The following is a 17158-nucleotide window of genomic DNA, read 5'->3' as shown; positions in this document are numbered from 1 at the left end:
CGGCTTCGGTGCCGGATCGCCGGTCTTGGTAGACGGCCATCGGTTCTGGCGGAGGAGGATCTCACCTGGCGGACTGTCACGAGTGTCGGTGGACCGCTGCTCGCCCTGGCGGATGGCCATCGATCCCGGCGGGCTGCCACCCGACCCGGCGGGCTGCCCCGGGCCCGGCGCGCCGTCACCCGTTCTGGCAGGCGGCCACCGGTCCCGGCGGGCTGTCACCCGCAGGCAGCCACTGGTTCTGGTGGAGCGCTACCAGGCCCCGCGATCTGCCATCCGAGCCGGGGATCTTTCCCCCGGCCCGGCAGTCTGCCCCGACCCGGCGGGCGCCGCCCGTCCCGGTGGGGGGTCTGGGTGAGGGGCGCTCGGTGGGTCACTCGTCCGTTCCGACCAGCGGCTCGTTCGACGCGGGGATGATGCGGGCCGTGAGGTCCGGGTCGGGCATGTGCGGGTCGAAGGGGAACATGGGGCGGCGGATGCGGTGGTGGCCCAGCCGGACGAGGTCCTGGTCGACGCCGCCCGGGGTCAACGCCATCTTCCAGCCGGCGGACATGGCGAACAGTTCCGGTTCCAGATAGCCGATCTTGACCACGACGACGTCGGCGCCGCGCGGGTCGAGCGCCAGGTCGGTGAAGTCGTGCTCGTAGTGGTACGGCTTACGGAGCCGCGTGGTGATCACGTACACGCTTCCGACCCGCAGGACGACCTCCGTCCCGGCGTCCCGGTCCCCGTGCCGGACCGCGTGGACCACCCCGGTCATGGTGAGCGGCCCGGCGTGCCGGTCGTCCACCTCGGCACCGGCCGTGACCGTGACGGTCGCGCCGACGCCCGCCTGCTCCGCGGCCTCGACGGCGGCCGGCCCCGGCACGGAGGCGTAGATGACCGTCGGCCCGGACGGTTCCTTGAACTCCGGCCGGGAGAGGACGCGTTCGAGCCCCCACGTGACATCGCCCGCCCCGCCCGCCGTCGGATTGTCGCCGGTGTCGCTGATGAAGAACGGCCGGGCGTCGGGCGAGGAGGCCAGCGCCTCGGCGAGGCACTCGTCCAGTGACCCGGTCGGCGCGACGAACGCGAACGCGCGCCGCGCCTCCCAGAATCCGCGCGCCAGCCGCTCGGCGCCCCGCCCGACGGCGGCCTCGGACGGCCCGGTGACCACGACCGCGGCGCGGTTGCGCGGCTCGTCCGCCCACGCGTACCCGACCCAGATCGCGGCGTCGGTCACGCCGTCCGTCGCCTCCACCTCGTCGATGGCCGCGTACACGCTCCTGGCGGGCTCGATACGCGTCGAGGTCTGCTCACCGGCCAGCAGCACGGGCACCGGGATCCAGGCCTTGACCGGCCGGGGCGCACCGGTGGTGAGCAGATCCACGAGATGACGGGCGGCCCGCTCCTTCGTCTCCATGTGGTCCTCGTGCGGAGCCATCCGGTAGCAGGTGATGAGGTCGCTCATGTGCGCGAGCTCGCGCGAGACGTTGCCGTGCAGGTCCATGGAGGTGGACACGATGACGTCGGCTCCGACGGTCTCGCGGATCCGGGCGAGCAGGACGGCCTCGGCGTCGTCGACGCCCTCCACCGTCATGGCGCCGTGGATGTCGTACCAGAGCCCGTCGAGGCGCGGCAGCTCCCCGAGCCGCCGCAGGAGTTCCGCGGAGAGCTCCGCGAACGCGGCCGCCGTCACCGTACCCCCGGGCAGCGCCTTGCCGACGAGCGCGCCGCGCCAGGAGGCCGCCGCACGCAGGGGCGTCCCGGGCGTGAGGAAGGGATAGCGCGTGAGGACGTCCTTGCCGCGCTGTGGGTGGAAGGCGGGTGCCTCGGTCCGCGCCGGGGAGAACGTCGACGACTCGATGCCGAGTCCGGCGATGGCGATGACGGGCCGGTCGACGGCGGTACGGGGGTGCGTCATGGCTCCTCGATTCGTATGCGCTGGTCGGTACGGGGTCCCGTTCCTGCTCCCGCTCCGGTCACGGCCTGGAGTGCGTGGACCAGCGCCCGTTGGAGCGCGAACTGGCCCGCGCCGACCAGCCCCGCGTCCGCGCCGAGGCTCGCGCGCTCGATCACCAGGTGCTTGGTCACCAGCGGATGGCACCCCTCGTACAGCTGACTGCGGACGGCGGCGACGAACGGTTCGAGCGTGGAGAGGATGCCGCCGAGGTACACGGCGTCCGGGTTGAAGAAGTTGACGTTGGCGGCCAGCACCATGCCGAGGTAGCGGCCGGCCTGACGGACGGCGCGGGTCGCCTCCGGGTCGGCGTCGGACGCGAACCGGACGACGTCCTCGATCGAGTCGACGTCGAGCCCCCGCTCACGCAGGACGCGCACCAGCGCCGCGCCCGACGCGACGGTCTCCAGACACCCGGTGTTGCCGCAGGAGCAGGGAATGTCGTGTCCCGCCTCGACCCGTACGTGGGTGATCTCGCCGGCGGCGCCGGTCCCGCCCCGGTAGAGCCGCCCGTCGGCGATGACGCCCGCGCCGATCGCGGAACCCATCTTCACCATGATCGACTGGCGGCGCTCGGCCGGCTGGACACTGTGCTCGCCGACGGCCATGCAGTTGGCGTCGTTCTCGATCGCCGCCGGAACGCCGAAGCGGTCCTCGAGCCAGGCCCGGACGGGGAACCGGTTCCAGCCGGGCATGCGCGACGGCAGTGTCACCACTCCGGAGGCGACGTCGACCGGGCCCGGCAGCGAGAGGCCGACCCCCTTGAGCAGCTCCCGTCCATGCTGCTCGGCGAGGCCCTCCAGAGTCTCGGCGAGCCCGGGCAGCGCGGTCTCGGGCCCCTCCGCCGTCGGAAACGGCACCGTCGACACGTCCGTGAGCCCGCCGCCCGGCAGCACGACACCGACGTGCGCGTGTCTGCCCCCGAGTTCGGCCGCGACCGCGAATCCGTCGCTGCCGCCGAGCCGCAGGACCTTGCGCGGACGCCCTCCCGCGGAGGAGCGGGTGCCCTGCTCGGCCACCAGCCCGTGGGCGACGAGCTGACCGACCGTCAGGGAGATCGTCGAGGGCGCGGCCCCGAGCAGATCGGCAAGTTCGGTGCGCGTGGTCGCCTGCCCGGAGGCGAGGAGTTCGAGGACGCGCGCGGCCAGGGACGAGACGCCCGTGGCACCCCTGCGGTGTACCGCACTTTTTTCAGGCATGGACGAAGTAACTTCCGACGACGGGATCGGGATGCCGAGCGTACGTCCCTGAAGCCACCTCTCCACTTTTTTCAGAACAGCAGAAACAGGCTTTTTACAGCAGGGCGTCTGTTTCTTCGAACAGTCGGGTCGTTGACTGGCTCCGCCACGCCCGTTGCCCCTTCGTTCACCCCTGTTCACCCCGAGGAGAGTCATGTCCCCTGCTCGCGCGACACTCGTCGCCGGTGCCGTCGTCTCGGCGGGCACGCTGCTGCTCGCGGGCTGCTCCGGGACGAGCGGCACGTCGTCCACGTCCCCCGACTCCATCAACTACGCGCTGCCCGCGAACTTCACCCCGAACTGGATCCTGCCGATCGGCACGGCGGCGCACCTCAACACCAACAACATCTCCATCGCCAACAGCCTTTGGGAGCCGCTCGTCGCGTACGACGGCTCGACCGGCAAGATCGCCTGGAACAAGAACGGGTCCGTCGCCACCGCCGCCGCCTTCGCCCCCGACGGCAAGAGCGTCACCCTCACACTCGGCGACCGCAGGTGGAGCGACGGCAAGCCGATCACTTCGCGCGACGTGGAGTTCTGGTTCAACCTCATCAAGGCGAACAAGGAACAGTGGGCGGGCTACAACCCCGGCAAGGCGCCGGACAACTGGACGTCGTTCAAGGCCGTCGACGACCACCACTTCACGCTCACGTTCGACAAGGTCTACAACTCCGACTGGATGCTCGCCAACGAGCTGAGCGCGATCAACCCGCTCCCACAGCACGCATGGGACAAGACCGCCGCATCGGCCGCGGTGTCGGACGCCGACCGGACGGCCGCCGGCGCCAAGCAGGTGTGGACGTACCTCAACACCGTCGCGAAGAACATCTCCGGCTATGAGAAGGACGCGCTGTGGAAGACCACCAGCGGTCCCTACGCGGTCAAGTCCTTCTCGACCGCGGGCAAGGTCGTGCTCACCGCCAACAAGAAGTACGACGGTGGTGAGAAGCCGGACATCGCCACCGTGAACCTCCTCCCGTTCACGACGGCGGACGCCGAGAAGAACGCACTGCGCTCGGGGAGCGTCGACTACGGCTACATCGAGGCGACCGACCTCGACCAGAAGGACCGGTTCACCGCCCAGGGGTACACGGTCAAGCCCTGGTCGGGCTGGGCGATCACCTACATGCCGTACAACTTCAACAACCCCTCCATGGGCGCCGTGTTCAAGCAGCTGTACGCCCGTCAGGCGGTCCAGCGGTCGATCGACCAGAGCAGCCTGGCGAAGGTCATCTTCAACGGCACCGCGGTCCCCGGCTACGGCCCGATCCCACAGGCGCAGTCGAGCGACTTCCTCTCGCCCACGCAGAAGGGCAATCCGTACCCCTTCTCGACCGCGGCCGCCAAGTCCCTGCTGACCGGGCACGGTTGGACCGAACAGGGCGGAGTCATGGTGTGCACGGATCCGGGAGCGGGTGCCTCACAGTGTGGTGACGGGGTCGCCCAGGGCACCAGGTTCCAGATGCAGGTGCTGTCGCAGTCCGGCTCGACCGTCACCGACAACATGATGAGCGCGATCCAGTCCTCGTTGGAGAAGACCGGGATCAAGTTCACGATCAAGACCGCGCCCGTGAACTCGGTGCTGTCCCAGACCCCGCCGTGCACCGCGAGCCAGTCGATCTGCGCGTGGCAGCTGTCGTTCTTCGGTACCGCCGGCAGCTGGTACTTCAACGCCTTCCCGACCGGCGACTCGCTCTTCCAGAGCAAGGGCGGCTCGAACTTCGGCAGCTACTCCAACCGGGAGGTCGACCAGCTGATCACGGCCTCCACCACGTCGAACTCCGCGCAGGCCGTACGGGACTACAGCGCGGCCGTCGCCAAGGACCTTCCGGTCATCTGGCTGCCGGAGCCCGACTACCAGATCTCGGTCGTCAAGAACGGCCTCGGCGGCTTCGCACAGGACTCGCTGGCCAACTTCCACCCGGCGCAGTGGAAGTGGAACCGCTGACCGCATGGACACCCTCCTCTATCTCACCCGGCGCGTCCTGCAGTCCCTCGCGGTGATCCTCATCGTGACGGTGGTGGTCTTCTGCCTGCTGCACGCGCTGCCAGGCGGACCCGCGCGCGGGATTCTCGGCCCGCAGGCGACGGCCCAGCAGATCGCGCAGTTCGACCACGAGCAGGGCCTCGACCGCTCGCTCCCCGTCCAGTACCTCTCCTACCTGCGCACCCTGCTGCACGGCGACCTCGGCACCTCGTACACCCTGAACGAGGCGGTCTCCCGGCTCATCGAACAGCGTCTCCCGAAGACCCTGGTCCTCACCGTGCTGTCCGCGCTGACCGGGCTCGCGCTCGCGATCCCGCTCGGCATGTGGCAGGCGGTCCGGCGCAACAAGCCGGTGGACTACGTCATCACGACGCTGAGCTTCGTCGCGTACTCGACCCCCGTGTACTTCCTCGGGCTCGTCCTGGTCCTGGTCTTCACGCAGCTGCTGCCCTGGTTCCCCTCGCAGGCGCCGCAGGGCGACACGCTCGGGCAGGTGCTCTCGCAGCCGAACGCGCTGGTCCTGCCGGTCGTCGCGGGAGCCGCCTCCATGGTCGCCGTCTTCAGCCGGTACATGCGCGCCGCGACCCTGGAGAACCTCTCCGAGGACTACGTACGGACCGCGCGGGCCGGCGGCTCCCGGCCCCGCGCGATCCTGTGGCGGCACGTGTTCCGCAACTCGTTGACCCCCGTCGTCGCGATGCTCGGCTACTACGTGCCCGTCCTCTTCGGCGGGGCCCTCGTCGTCGAGCAGCTCTTCAACTACCCAGGAATGGGGCTGCTGTTCTGGAGCGCCGCGCAGTCCTCCGACTATCCGGTGCTGCTCGGCTGCGTCCTCGTCATCTCCGTCGCGACGGTCGTCGGCACGCTGCTCGCCGACATCGTCCAGCGGATCGTCGATCCCCGAGTGAAGGCGGGCCGGTCATGAGCGCGGTATTGCCGGTGACACCCACCGTGGAGGCGGCCGCCGGCCACCGCCTCGTCCTGCGCAGGTTCACGCGCAACAGGCTCGCGGTCGCGGGTCTGACGGTCGTCGTCCTGTTCCTGCTCTTCTGCTTCGCCGGCCCGCTGCTCCACTCGACCGACCAGACCCACACCCACCTGACCCAGGTGAACCTGGCGCCGAGCGGCGCGCACCCGCTCGGCACCGACGCCGTCGGACACGACGAGCTCGGGCGCCTCATGTACGGCGGCAGGGTGTCCCTTCTCGTCGGCCTCGCCTCCGGCCTGCTCGCGACCGTCATCGGCACGCTCTGGGGCGCGGTCGCGGGCTACGCGGGCGGTTGGATCGACGTCGTGATGATGCGGGTCGTGGACGCCGGAATCGCCATCCCGGCGCTCTTCATCCTCCTCGTCGTCTCCGCCATCACCACCCCGGACTCCTGGGGGCTCGTCGTCATCCTCGGCCTGGTCTCCTGGCTGGTCCCCTCCCGTCTCGTCCGGGCCGAGACACTCACCCTGAAGGGCCGGGACTACGTGCTGACACTGCGCGCCATCGGCGGCACGCACGGCCGGGCGATCGGCCGGCACATCCTGCCGAACTCCGTCTCGACGGTCGTGGTCGCCGCCACCTTCCAGGTCGCCGACGCGATCCTCCTCGTCGCCTACGTGTCCTATCTCGGCCTGGGCGTCCAACCCCCGTCGACCGACTGGGGCGGCATGCTCTCGGCCGGTCTGACAGCCGCGTACTCGGGACGCTGGTGGCTCATCGTGCCGCCCGGCCTCGCCATCATCCTCGTCGTCTGCGCCTTCAACGCCCTCGGTGACGGACTGCGCGACGCCTTCGACGTGAGGGGACGCGGATGACCGCCGACATCCTGCGGATCGAGAACCTGGGCGTCACCTTCTCCACGGAGACGGGTGAAGTGGCCGCGGTACGAGAGGTCTCGCTGCGGGTCCGGCCCGGTGAGACGCTCGCCCTCGTCGGCGAGTCGGGCTCCGGCAAGTCGACCGTCGCGCTCGCCGCGATGGGGCTGCTGCCGGGCACCGCCCGCGCCACGGGCCACGCCGTCGTCGGTGGCACCGACGTCGTCGGCGCCACCGAGGCCGACCTCGCGGGTCTACGGGGTCGCACCGCGTCGATGGTGTTCCAGGAACCCGCGACCGCGCTCGACCCGCTCACCCGCATCGGCGCCCAGATCGCCGAGGTCATCCGCAACCACCGTCCCGTCACGGCCAAGGAGGCCGCCGGGGAGGCGGTCGAACTCCTGCGCCGCGTCGGCATCCCGGATCCGGGGACACGGGCGTCCGCGTTCCCGTTCCAGCTCTCCGGGGGACAGCGGCAGCGCGTGGTCATCGCCATGGCGATCGCCAACGCCCCGAGCCTGCTCATCGCCGACGAACCGACCACCGCGCTCGACGTGACCGTGCAGGCCGAGATCCTCGACCTGTTGCGGTCGCTCGCCGCCGACTTCGACACGGGGGTGCTGCTGGTCACGCACAACATGGGCGTGGTCGCCGACTTCGCGGACCGCGTCGCGGTCATGCTCCAGGGGGAGATCGTGGAGACGGGGCCGGTGGAGGAGGTGCTCCTGCGGCCCACGCACGAGTACACCAAGCGCCTGCTCGGGGCGGTGCCGCGACTGGCCGTCGCCGAGCCGGGGGCCGACTCCCGGCGAACCGAAGGGGATCGGCCCGCCGCGGACCCGGTGGTCGCACTGCGGGACGTGAGCGTGCGGTTCGGCCGCGGGCGTCGCGCCGTCCGCGCACTCGACGGCGTCTCGCTGACGGTCGGGGCCGGTGAGACCGTGGGTCTGGTGGGGGAGTCGGGCTCGGGCAAGTCGACCGCGGCGCGCGTCGCGCTGGGCCTCGTACCACCGTCGTCCGGCTCGGTGTCGCTGTTCGGCGCCGACCTCGGCAGGATCCGGGGGCGGGCCCGGCGCGCCCTGCTGGCCGGCGTCGGCGTGGTCCTGCAGGACCCGGTGGCCTCGCTCGACGCACGCATGAGCGTGGCCGAGTGCGTAGCCGAGCCGCTGCGCGTGCACCGCCGGGGCATGCCGGCGGCCGAGCGCCGGACCCGGGTCGGGGACGCACTCGAACTCGTCCGTCTGCCGAGGGAGTTGGCCCGGCGGGGTCCGCGCGAGTTGTCCGGTGGCCAGCGGCAGCGGGTGAGCCTCGCCCGGGCGCTGGTCCTCGAGCCGCGGCTGTTGGTCGCGGACGAACCGACGAGCGCGCTCGACGTGAGTGTGCAGCAGTCGGTCCTCGAGGTGATCGCGGGGCTCCAGGGCGAGCTGGGGTTCGCCTGCCTGTTCGTGTCCCACGACCTCGCCGTCGTACAGCAATTCGCCCAGCACGTGGTCGTCCTGCGGGCCGGGCGCATCGAGGAGGAGGGCAGTACCGCGACCACGCTCCTGCACCCGCGCACGGACTACACGCGACGGCTCATCGCCGCCGTGCCCGTGCCGGACCCGGTGCTGCAACGCCGTCGGCGCGAGGAACGGCGGTCCGCCACGGGGGTCACGGCGTGACCGTATCCGGGGACCGCACCCCGACGCCCGAGGTGTACGCCGGTGTCGACATCGGCGGTACGACCACCCAGGTCGTGCTCTGCGCGGCGGACCTGACCGTCGTCGACTCCGTGGAGGTGCCGACACCGGCGGCCGAGGGTGGACGGGCGATGGTCGGCGCCGCGCTCGCCGCTCTGGATCTGCTCCGCGAACGCGTGCCCTCGCGGCTGCTCGGCGTCGGCGTCGGCGCGGCAGGTGTCGTCGACAGCCGGGCCGGCCGCGTCCTCGTGGCGAGCGACTCCTTCCGCTCCTGGGCCGGGTTCCCCGTGACGGCGAGGGTCGAGGAAGTGCTCGGCGTACCGGCCTTCCTGGACAATGACGTCAACGCCTTCCTGCGCGGGGAGGTCGCGAAGGGGGCCGTCGCGGGAGAGCCCGCCGCACTCGGGATGACGCTCGGCACCGGGGTCGGGGGCGCGCTGTGGCTGGACGGCGCGCTGTTCGAGGGGGCGCACGGGGCGGCGGGCGAGATCGGCCATCTCCCCGGTTTCGGCGATCTGCCGTGCACGTGCGGCGGTCGTGGCCACCTGGAGACGCTCGCCTCCGGCCGCTCCCTGGCGGCCCGCTACGACGAGCGGACGGGGCGCTCCCTGACCGCCCGGGGCATCGCCGGGGCGGCGGTCGACGGCGACCCCGACGCGCTCGCCGTCTACGAGGCCGCGGGGGCGGGAGTCGCCCGCGCGATCCTGATCACGGCGGGTCTGGTGGACCTCACGACCTTCGTGATCGGCGGCGGGGTCAGCCGGGCCTGGGACCTCCTCGAACCGTCGATCGCCGCCGCGCTCGCCGCCGAGCCACCGGTCAGCGGACAGCCGGTCCGGGTCGTACGGGCCCGGCTGGGGAGCCGTGCGGTGGCGATCGGCGCGGCGTCCCGGGCCCGGACGGAACTCGGGGCGGTGACAAGGGTGTAGGGGGCGGGGCGGGTAACTGCCGTTGGCCGGTCGGTGAGTTGACGGCCAACGCTCCTTAATTGGTCTGTACATGACCGCAGTTGACGGGTCAGACTGTGCGCCGAAACCGCACCCCCCACCGAGGAGCACCTCATGCGCATGCCCGCCCGGCAACGTTGTCACGCGGTCCTGGCCGGACTCGTCACCCTCGCCACGGCCGCCGTGCTGTCCGTCTCCGTCACCACGCCCGCCGCGGCCGCCGACACCTGGACCGAGGTGGGCTCCGACCGCGCCGACCCGCTGACCGAGAGCCAGGGCCTGACCTCGGTCGAGGTCCCGGCCGGCAGCCCCAACCACTACACCGGGATCGGCACCATTCCGATCGGCGTCAGCAGCCGCGGCTGGAACCACGTCGGTGACCCGGACGCCTCCTACAACGGCTACTACGTCGAGCCGTACCAGGCCGACTCCGGCAGCGCCAAGATGTTCCGGGTACAGGCGCCCGGCGGTGCCTGGTCGGAGTACGTCCACGCGCTGAGCCCCGGCGAGGCGCTGAACAACTCCTTCGACACCATCTCCCCGGACGGCCAGTGGATGGTGTCGGGGGAGTGGGGGACGATGACCCGGCTGCTGGTGTTCCCCACCCCCGGCGTGAACCCGAGCACCTCCCCCTCGGCCAACCTCCCGCAGGCCTCCACCATCAACCTCGACCACGCCGTCCGTGACGTACAGGGCTGCGACTTCGTCACCGCGACCCAGCTGCTGTGCTCCTCCGACGACCCGGCGGGCACCCTCTTCGGCATCACCAAGCCGCTGCTGCAGATCGACCTGTCCGCCGCTCCCGGTGGCAGCGGCGATGTGACGGGCCATGTCACCGCCCTGCGTCAGCTCCCGCTGCGCAGCTCCTGCTCGGGCACCTTCGAGGCCGAGGGCATCGACTACGACCGGCGCACCGGCACACTGCGCGTGATCGTCGTGTCGCCCGGCTTCTGCGTACTGACCGACAGCAAGACCTACCGGTTCACCAAGAGCTGAGCGCCGCACGCGGGGAGTGACACGGGCAGCGACGGGAGCGTAGGCGTCCGAGGTGGGGGAGGTCTAAGGTCGGAAGCAGAACCAGAGCAATGGGGAGGCGGCCGACAGTGGTGCAGGACGAGGCCGTGATCGGTTGTACCGGGGAGCTGCTCATCGGCACACGGGGAACCGCCGGTCCCGGCGAGATCCTCGTGCGGATCAGAGGCGGATCCGAGACCTTCCTCGCCTGGTCGCAGGAGCCCCTGCCCATAGGGGCTACCGTGCTCGTGGTCGAATCCCGAGGATGCCGTGAGGTCGACGTCATCCGCTGGGTCGATCCGCTGGACGCGTTGGACGGCGACTCCGTCGACGCCGGTTAAGGAGAAACAGGATGTTCGGTTACCGCGTTCCCGCTCCCGACGAGGCGATGCTGATCTCGGGAGGCAGGCGGGGACTGGGGGGCGCGCCGTTCCGAGTGGTGACGGGGCACGGAAAGTTCGTGCTCCCTGTCTTTCGCAAGACCCGCTTCCTCACGTTGTCGATGTGCGAGGCCGAGGTCACCGAGACCTGTGTGACCCGGCAGGGCATCGCGTTGCACGTCCGCGCCGTGATCGCGTTCAAGGTCGGAAACGACCACGAGAGCATCATCAACGCCGGTCAGCGGTTCCTCTCCGATCAGGACCAGATGTCGGTGCTGACCGGCCGGATCTTCGCCGGTCATCTGCGCGCCATCATCGGCTCGATGACCGTCGAGGAGATCGTCACCGAGCGGCAGAAGCTCGCCGCCGAGGTCCTGGACACCTCGAAGGTCGAGATGGCCAAGATCGGCCTGATCGTGGACTCGTTGCAGATCCAGTCGATCGACGACGGCGACGTCGGTTACATCGAGGCCATGTCCGCACCGCACAAGGCGGCCATCCAGCGCCAGGCCCAGATCGCGCAGGCCCAGGCCACCCAGGCGTCCGTCGAGGCGGAACAGGTGGCCGCGCGCAACCAGGCCGAGTACGCCCGGCAGACCGCGGTCGTCAAGGCGGAGTACTCGGCCGAGGTGGACCGCGCGCAGGCGCAGGCCGCCCAGGCCGGACCGCTGGCGCAGGCGCACGCCCAGCAGGAGGTGCTCGCCGCGCAGACCGAACTGGCCCAGCGGGCGGCCCAGTTGCGTCAGCAGCAGCTCGTCGCCGAGATCGTCAAGCCCGCCGAGGCCGAGGCGGAGCGGATCAAGGTGCTCGCCATCGCCGAGGCGGAACGCATGAAGATCCAGGCGGAGGCCGCCGCCTCGCACGACCGCGTGGCGCTCGACCGGATGCTGATCGACCAGCTCCCGCTGATCGTGAAGGAGGCCGCGGGCGGTCTCGCCGGCGCCAACGTCAACGTCCTGAACGGCGCGGACGGCCTGGGTGAGATCGCCGCCGGGCTGGTCGCCCAGGGCCTGACGATCCTGGACTCGGTCCGCCAGAACCTGAACGGTCAGAACACGGGCGACCACAAGTCCGGGGGTCGTTCGGAGAAGACGGAAGGACTGCTGGAGCTCCAGAGCTACCGGCGGACCCCGGAACAGCAGGACAGGGACGGGAACGAGCCGGAGGGCGGTCCGTCCTCGACGACCTGACCCGAAGTTCCCGTACCGCAACGGCGCGGGCGCCCGGTTCGGCGATGGACGAGTGACGGAGTGAAGCGGCCGCCGTTCCCTGGGGACGGCGGCACGCTCCCACCCGGGCGGCACAGCGGAGTTGACGTACCGTCAGGAAAGCCAACCGGTGGAGCTGTTCCCGGGAGGAAGAGACGGGGGCAGCGCGCGAGGGCCGGGGCCCGGAGCGCCGGGCGGTCTCGGGAGGAGACCGCCCGACGAGGGATCCCTGTTGAGGATCCATTCGAGATCGCGCTGGATTCTGCGGGCCTCGTTGCGGACCTGCAGGGGTATGTCCCCTCGTTCGGAGATCAGTTGGGCGTAGATCGGTGCGTCGTGCACAGGTGGCGCTTCTCCTCGGGTCTGGTGCCTTCCCTCTACGGTAAGGCCGCGGCGGTACCGCGGGAGTCATCCTCCCAGTTCGGCCAGAACCGGAAGCACCCGACCAAGGAATGGCACCTTCCCCACGAGCCTTCGGTGTGCCTACGAGTCGTTGGCGCTCGACGGACCGAACAACTCGATCTCGGCTATGGAGACCTGCTTGTCCCGGGCGGTGCCATAGGCCGAGCGGATGATGAAACGGACCGAGGTGACATCACCCACGCGGAACTTGCGCTGCTGACCGCCCGCAACCTGGTCGAGGGTGAGGAAGCGGGTGCTCGTCTTGCCGTTCGCCGTGGTGATCCGGGCCTCGATACGGTGCGGCAGCGCCGACTTCGTGAGCTGGTCCGCGCGGGCGGAGGTGCCCGAGGTGATGATCACGTCCAGCAGCCGGGTGGGCTGTTCGAAGCGGGCCTCGAGCCACTCTCCGTCCCCGGACTCCGAGACGCCGGGTCCCCACCAGGTGTTGTTGAGCTTGTCGAAGGCGAGCCCCGCGCCGTGACCGGCGAAGGAACGGGACGCCTTCACGTGGTCCGGGCCGACCGGAACCCGCTTGGCGAAGTGGTCCTTCACCGCCTGCACGGCCGTCCCCGTGTTCGTCACGGCGAACACCAGCAGGCCGAGCACCACCGCGCCGACCACCCAGTTCATGACGCGTCCGAGGCCCCGCCGCAGTCGCGGCCGGTCCCCGGCCCACGGCACCTCACCGTTGCGGGAGTTGAGCACCCGACGCCACCAGGGCAGCCGGCCCGGCGCCTGCCGTTCCCCGGCCATGGACAGCGCGCAACGTCCGCAGAAGTGCCGGTCCGGCCGGTTGGGAGTGGCGCACCAGGGACAGGGCACACCCCCGTCCGCACCGGGCTCCGCGACCGGGGTACGGACCTGTGGGCGGCTCGCCGCGGGGCGGCCGGGCAGTACGGGTGCCACCGACGGCGCGACGCGCGGTTCCGGGTCTGCCACCGGCACCAGCAGGGACCTGGCCCGCTCGGCCGCGGAGTCCCGGTCGGGGGCGGCGGAGGGCAGGGGCTCGGTGGCCGCGGTCTCGTCCGGCCGCGCGGGAGCGGCCGGTACGGAGCCGTGGGCGGCGACGGGGGCCGGGTGGGGACGCGCGGTGTCGTCGCTCATCGGGCTCGGATCCGCCGCGTCACCGAATACCGGCGCACTGGGGGCCGACGCGTCCGGTGCGCTGCCGACGGCATCGTCCTCGTGCGGGTCGGGTGAGGGTCGCGCGGTGCCTGCCCTGCCGGCACTCACGGTGTCCGCCTCCGCGATGGAGCCCGCCGTGTCGTGTGCCGTACGAGCCGTTCCCGTACCGGCGCCCGGTCGCGCGAATGCGTCCCAGCCCGGCTCGCCCTCGGCCGACCCGGCGGATCCCGCCGCCCGGGAGCCCTCGTCGCCGGCCGTCGGCGCCGCCTCGTCGGCGGCAGCCGCGGGACGACGGGTCCGGGCCGCGACCCCCGCCGGAGCCGGTTCCCCGGCCCAGTCGAGCACCGCGCCGCAGGCGTCGCAGAAGGACTGGCCGGGCTCCGCCCGGGTGCCGCACTCGGCGCAGGCCGGGGCGCGCCCGGGGCCGGTGCCTGGGGTCTGGGTGGTCATTTCTCGGGGATCCTTTCGGCGGCGGTCACCTGGACCGTGTAGGGCATGTGGGCGGGACGGGCGGCCGCCACGAGGTTCTCCAGCCGGTACTCGTCCGCCGGGGTCGGCTCGGGCAGCCGGAGCGTGACGTGCAGCCGGGGGCGGCGGTCGCCGGGGACCGGGCCGAGCGGACGCGGGTCCCAGGCGGCGGCGCCGCTCTCGGTGATCTCCGGCTCGACACCGAAGGCGAGGCGCACCGCTTCGGACAGGCCGCGGCGGGTGCCTCGTACGCGATGCAGATACGCGGCGGCGGCGACGGCCGCGCGCAGCCGCGCGTCCGGTTCCGTCCCGTCGACCTCGGCGCCGACCCAGGTGCCCAGCCATCGGGCGAAGTCGGCCGGTGCGAGCGCCGGGTCGAAGTAGGTGTGCAGACAGTCGAGGGCCAGCAGGATCGGCGCGACCACCTCGTCAAGCCCCGCGACGAAGCGCAGCGCCAGGTCGTCGTCGGCGAAGACCGCGGGGAGCATGCCGCCGATCGGCGCCGAGGACTCCAGACCGTCGATGGAGCCCCTCATGAGCCGTCTCCGATGACGCGGACCCGGTGGTCGAAGGAGAACACCAGCGAGGGGGCCTCCAGGTCGATCCGGTCGGTCGGGTCGCCGCGCTTGCCGGTCAGCGGGTCGGCGGGGTGGAGCTGCACCGCGTCGACGAGTTCGACGCCGGGCACACGTTGCAGCACCGCGAAGACCTCGCCCGCCTGCACGGGCCGGCCGAACGGCCAGCCGGTGCCGTCCGCGCCGCCGGTGAGCGGGTCCAGATGGCGGTAGAGCGCGTCGTGGGTCTGGCGGCGCACCCGGTCGGTGTCGACCCCGCGGAAGGCGTGCACGGTGGCGACGACGGTGACGCCCTGGTAGAAGGGCGGCCCGACCGCGAGCCGGGTGCCGATGAGCCGGCGCTCGTCGAGGTGGCGGGTGATGCGCTGCAACAGGGCGTCGCCGGGGACGAGTTGCTCGAAGCGCAGCCGGCCGCCGGGGTCGGGCACGGCCTGCGGGACGACCAGGACGCGGACCGCGTAGGCGCCGTGCTCGCCCTCCTCGCCCTCCAGGCAGGTGATACGTGCCGTCTCGGGGGCCGCGCGCCGGGCCAGTTCCTCGTAGTCGCGCAGGGTCACGGCCCGCTCCTGGGCGCGCAGCGTGATCGGCGCCCGGGTCTTCGCCTCCTCGACCGTCTCGCCCTCGACGCCGCCCCGGGCGGCCTCCCGGTTGACGACGTCGGCCACGTACGGCACCGAGCTGCGCAGCACCTGGACAGCGCCCCGGGCGACGTTCCCGGCCCGGCCGCCACCGGTGCGGTAGCGGCGGGCGCGGATCACGGCCCCCTTGGGCGCCGCCGTCCCGTACTGGCGCAGCGTGCCGTCGGCTTCGCGGACGGCGGGCCCGAAGGCGATCTCGCCGGTCGCCGCGTCCAGGGTGATGTGCCGGTCGGTGGGACCCGACGCGGCGAAGTGCGGGACGACGTCCCAGTCGACCCAGCCGTCGCGCTCGGCGGTCTGCAACAGCACCGGCGGGGTGTCGCCCACGACGGGGAAGTGGGCGAGCCGCAGTCGCTGCCCGGGCAGACCGGTGGACTCGCCGAGCGCCTCGTCCTGGACGGTCTCCGCGTGGATGGCCGAGGTGGTCCCGCCGAGGGTGAACGCCTCGGCGGACCGGATCGTCGGAGACGTGGTGTAGAAGGGCTGGTCGGACAGCGGTTCGGTGACCCGGCAGCGCAGCCAGCCCGCCTCCTGACCGCCGGTGCGCGACAGGGTGTGGCCGCCCGGGATGTGCAGGACCACCTCACCGGGCCGGTTCAGACCACCGGTGCCGTCCCGGTCCACCTCGCAGGCCGCCCAGCCGTCCTCGGTCCACGCCTCCCAGACCAGCGGTGGCTGCCGCGGATCGACACCGACACCGTCGACCCGGCTGTCGAGCTCCAGGCCCAGCGCGCAGTGCGGTACGGCGGCGGTGAGGCCCAGGAGCATGCAGTCACCGGGGCTCGGCGACTCCGCGAAACACAGTACGTCCTTGCCCTCGGCGAGATCGGCGGTCCGGTCGGTGACCGCGCCACCGTTCTGCTGTACGACGAGACGACGCAACGAGCAGGGAACCATGGTCAGTTCGCGCTCGGTCGCGAAGACGACCGCCTCCTCGTTCTCGGTGCGCACGGTGGCGGCCTCGGTTCCCACGGGCAGCACGATGGGTTCCTCGTGCGGCGCGGACAGCCAGAACGTGAGATCCGTACGGGCGGCCGAGGGCGGGAACAGCGTGATGCCGACGAGGTCGAGGAACGCCAGGTGGTTCTTCTCGGGGACGCGGTTGAGTCGGTAGACGATCTGGTCGGCCATGTGGGCGACCGTTTCCACGAGGGTGACGCCGGGGTCCGACACGTTGTGGTCGGTCCATTCGGGGGCGCGCTGCTGGATGTAGCGCTTGGCGTCGTCGACGAACTGCTGGAAGCGGCGGTCGTCGAGGTTCGGGGAGGGCAGTGCCATCAGCGGTCGCTTTCAAGGGAGTTGCCCGTGCCCAAGGCGTCGGGCTCCTCGTGGGATGGGATGACGTAGAACGGAAAGACCAGGCTGCGCGGGTTGTTGGTGCCGCGGATCGAATAGCGCACGTCGATGAAGAGCACGCCCTGGTCGGGCCCCGCGGTCACCTCGACGTCGTTGACCTCGATCCGCGGCTCCCAGCGGTCGAGGGTCGTGTACACCTCGTGCTGGATCCGGCCCGCAGTCGCCTCGTTGACCGGCGCGAACACCAGGTCGTGGATGGCGCAGCCGAACTCGGGCCGCATCGGCCGCTCGCCCGGCGCGGTGGCCAGCACCAGCCGGATGGCCTCCTCGATCTCCCGCTCTCCGCTGACCATGGCGATGCCCCCGGTGGGACCGATGCGCATGGGGAACGCCCAGCCGGATCCAACGAACTGCTCGGCCATCAGAGGGCCACCCGCCTACTCCTGAAGTACGTCCCGGCCG

At 71.6% G+C, this 17158-nt stretch carries 14 protein-coding genes; 8 read left to right on the top strand and 6 right to left on the bottom strand.

Features of this window, described 5'->3' with window-relative positions; genetic code table 11:
- Positions 1 to 370: 370 nt before the first annotated feature.
- Together AAFF41_RS05265 and AAFF41_RS05260 are read right to left on the bottom strand one after the other, a co-directional pair.
- Positions 371 to 1900, bottom strand: coding sequence for a M81 family metallopeptidase (locus AAFF41_RS05265; protein WP_343323566.1), 1530 nt, complete (start codon positions 1898 to 1900; stop codon positions 371 to 373).
- Positions 1897 to 3135, bottom strand: coding sequence for an ROK family transcriptional regulator (locus AAFF41_RS05260; RefSeq protein WP_319751608.1), 1239 nt, complete (start codon positions 3133 to 3135; stop codon positions 1897 to 1899). Before AAFF41_RS05260 ends, AAFF41_RS05265 begins: the two co-directional genes overlap by 4 nt.
- Before the next feature lie 193 nt (positions 3136 to 3328).
- On the opposite strand from AAFF41_RS05260, the gene AAFF41_RS05255 reads away from it, so the two are divergent.
- From AAFF41_RS05255 to AAFF41_RS05220, 8 genes are all read left to right on the top strand, one after another.
- Positions 3329 to 5122: a peptide ABC transporter substrate-binding protein gene (locus tag AAFF41_RS05255; protein WP_343323565.1), complete on the top strand. Its 1794-nt coding sequence runs from the start codon at positions 3329 to 3331 to the stop codon at positions 5120 to 5122.
- Between the two features lie 4 nt (positions 5123 to 5126).
- On the top strand, positions 5127 to 6086 hold the full coding sequence (locus AAFF41_RS05250) for an ABC transporter permease (RefSeq protein WP_343323564.1): 960 nt from the start codon (positions 5127 to 5129) through the stop codon (positions 6084 to 6086).
- The gene (locus tag AAFF41_RS05245) at positions 6083 to 6964 is read left to right on the top strand and encodes an ABC transporter permease (RefSeq protein ID WP_319751611.1); all 882 of its coding nucleotides are present in this window, start codon (positions 6083 to 6085) and stop codon (positions 6962 to 6964) included. Before AAFF41_RS05250 ends, AAFF41_RS05245 begins: the two co-directional genes overlap by 4 nt.
- Entirely contained in the window at positions 6961 to 8625 is a 1665-nt protein-coding gene (locus AAFF41_RS05240; protein ID WP_319751612.1) for an ABC transporter ATP-binding protein, read from the top strand. The genes AAFF41_RS05245 and AAFF41_RS05240 overlap by 4 nt, the downstream gene beginning before the upstream one ends.
- Before the next feature lie 32 nt (positions 8626 to 8657).
- On the top strand, positions 8658 to 9572 hold the full coding sequence (locus AAFF41_RS05235; protein WP_319751699.1) for an ROK family protein: 915 nt from the start codon (positions 8658 to 8660) through the stop codon (positions 9570 to 9572).
- A 132-nt stretch (positions 9573 to 9704) separates the two neighbouring features.
- Positions 9705 to 10586: a hypothetical protein gene (locus AAFF41_RS05230; RefSeq protein WP_319751613.1), complete on the top strand. Its 882-nt coding sequence runs from the start codon at positions 9705 to 9707 to the stop codon at positions 10584 to 10586.
- Between the two features lie 107 nt (positions 10587 to 10693).
- Positions 10694 to 10945, top strand: a complete 252-nt coding sequence (locus AAFF41_RS05225) for a hypothetical protein (protein WP_054235283.1) — start codon at positions 10694 to 10696, stop codon at positions 10943 to 10945.
- Between the two features lie 11 nt (positions 10946 to 10956).
- On the top strand, positions 10957 to 12174 hold the full coding sequence (locus tag AAFF41_RS05220; protein WP_319751614.1) for an SPFH domain-containing protein: 1218 nt from the start codon (positions 10957 to 10959) through the stop codon (positions 12172 to 12174).
- 501 nt (positions 12175 to 12675) lie between these two features.
- Here the strand turns inward: AAFF41_RS05220 and AAFF41_RS05215 are convergent.
- From AAFF41_RS05215 to AAFF41_RS05200, 4 genes are read right to left on the bottom strand one after another with little or no spacing between them, the layout of a single operon-like run.
- Complete coding sequence (locus AAFF41_RS05215) at positions 12676 to 14169, bottom strand: NADase-type glycan-binding domain-containing protein (RefSeq protein WP_343323563.1); 1494 nt, start codon at positions 14167 to 14169, stop codon at positions 12676 to 12678.
- The gene (locus AAFF41_RS05210; RefSeq protein WP_060901264.1) at positions 14166 to 14723 is read right to left on the bottom strand and encodes a phage tail protein; all 558 of its coding nucleotides are present in this window, start codon (positions 14721 to 14723) and stop codon (positions 14166 to 14168) included. The genes AAFF41_RS05215 and AAFF41_RS05210 overlap by 4 nt, the downstream gene beginning before the upstream one ends.
- Positions 14720 to 16678 carry a putative baseplate assembly protein gene (locus tag AAFF41_RS05205; RefSeq protein WP_343323562.1) on the bottom strand — a complete coding sequence of 653 codons (1959 nt, stop codon included), beginning with the start codon at positions 16676 to 16678 and terminating at the stop codon, positions 14720 to 14722. The genes AAFF41_RS05210 and AAFF41_RS05205 overlap by 4 nt, the downstream gene beginning before the upstream one ends.
- A complete protein-coding gene (locus AAFF41_RS05200; RefSeq protein WP_319751618.1) occupies positions 16678 to 17118 on the bottom strand; it encodes a GPW/gp25 family protein in 441 nt (146 codons plus the stop codon). The genes AAFF41_RS05205 and AAFF41_RS05200 overlap by 1 nt, the downstream gene beginning before the upstream one ends.
- Between the last annotated feature and the right edge of the window lie 40 nt (positions 17119 to 17158).

This window comes from Streptomyces mirabilis (assembly GCF_039503195.1).
GTDB classification, from domain to species: domain Bacteria; phylum Actinomycetota; class Actinomycetes; order Streptomycetales; family Streptomycetaceae; genus Streptomyces; species Streptomyces mirabilis_D.
The sequence above is the reverse complement of the archived record's forward strand: the minus strand, read 5'-3'. Positions and strand labels throughout refer to the sequence as shown.

Bases quoted from the DNA above. Each gene is read 5' to 3' on its own strand.
- AAFF41_RS05265 (WP_343323566.1), bottom strand. From the start codon at position 1,900: ATGACGCACCCCCGTACCGCCGTCGACCGGCCCGTCATCGCCATCGCC.
- AAFF41_RS05260 (WP_319751608.1), bottom strand. From the start codon at position 3,135: ATGCCTGAAAAAAGTGCGGTACACCGCAGGGGTGCCACGGGCGTCTCG.
- AAFF41_RS05255 (WP_343323565.1), top strand. From the start codon at position 3,329: ATGTCCCCTGCTCGCGCGACACTCGTCGCCGGTGCCGTCGTCTCGGCG.
- AAFF41_RS05250 (WP_343323564.1), top strand. From the start codon at position 5,127: ATGGACACCCTCCTCTATCTCACCCGGCGCGTCCTGCAGTCCCTCGCG.
- AAFF41_RS05245 (WP_319751611.1), top strand. From the start codon at position 6,083: ATGAGCGCGGTATTGCCGGTGACACCCACCGTGGAGGCGGCCGCCGGC.
- AAFF41_RS05240 (WP_319751612.1), top strand. From the start codon at position 6,961: ATGACCGCCGACATCCTGCGGATCGAGAACCTGGGCGTCACCTTCTCC.
- AAFF41_RS05230 (WP_319751613.1), top strand. From the start codon at position 9,705: ATGCGCATGCCCGCCCGGCAACGTTGTCACGCGGTCCTGGCCGGACTC.
- AAFF41_RS05220 (WP_319751614.1), top strand. From the start codon at position 10,957: ATGTTCGGTTACCGCGTTCCCGCTCCCGACGAGGCGATGCTGATCTCG.
- AAFF41_RS05215 (WP_343323563.1), bottom strand. From the start codon at position 14,169: ATGACCACCCAGACCCCAGGCACCGGCCCCGGGCGCGCCCCGGCCTGC.
- AAFF41_RS05210 (WP_060901264.1), bottom strand. From the start codon at position 14,723: ATGAGGGGCTCCATCGACGGTCTGGAGTCCTCGGCGCCGATCGGCGGC.
- AAFF41_RS05205 (WP_343323562.1), bottom strand. From the start codon at position 16,678: ATGGCACTGCCCTCCCCGAACCTCGACGACCGCCGCTTCCAGCAGTTC.
- AAFF41_RS05200 (WP_319751618.1), bottom strand. From the start codon at position 17,118: ATGGCCGAGCAGTTCGTTGGATCCGGCTGGGCGTTCCCCATGCGCATC.